The following is a 483-nucleotide window of genomic DNA, read 5'->3' on the forward strand; positions in this document are numbered from 1 at the left end:
GATCATGTTCTTGACGTAGTCGGCGTGGCCGGGGCAGTCCACGTGGGCGTAGTGGCGGTTCTCGGTCTCGTACTCGACGGTGGCGGTGTTGATGGTGATGCCGCGGGCGCGTTCCTCCGGGGCGGCGTCGATCTCGTCGTACTTCTTCGGGGCGCTGTTGCCGAGGGCGGCAAGGGCCATGGTGAGGGCGGCGGTCAGGGTGGTCTTGCCGTGGTCCACGTGGCCGATGGTGCCGATGTTCACGTGGGGCTTCTTGCGCTCGAATTTGCCGCGGGCGGCGCGGACGGTGAAGGTGCGACGCGGGGTGGTGGTGGAAGAAGGGGTGCGGCGGAGGACGGTGGTGGGGTGGAGGAAGGAGGAGGAGAGAGGGGTTAGTTTGTGGGTGTTGGTGGTGGAGGAGCGGAAGGGTGTGGAATTAAGGGAAGAGGATGATGATGCATGGGGGAATAGTATGAGTTTGGAGGAAGCTGTTGCTGAAGAAAC

General features: G+C 63.6%; 1 protein-coding gene. It reads right to left on the minus strand.

The genetic code is table 11. The annotated features are described in order from the left end of the window. The coding region (locus tag PUW82_RS15050) for a GTP-binding protein (RefSeq protein ID WP_274223131.1) at positions 1-243 on the minus strand (243 nt) is incomplete at its 3' end. Between the last annotated feature and the right edge of the window lie 240 nt (positions 244-483).

This window comes from Microbacterium thalli (genome assembly GCF_028737325.1).
Classification (GTDB): Bacteria; Actinomycetota; Actinomycetes; order Actinomycetales; family Microbacteriaceae; genus Microbacterium; species Microbacterium thalli.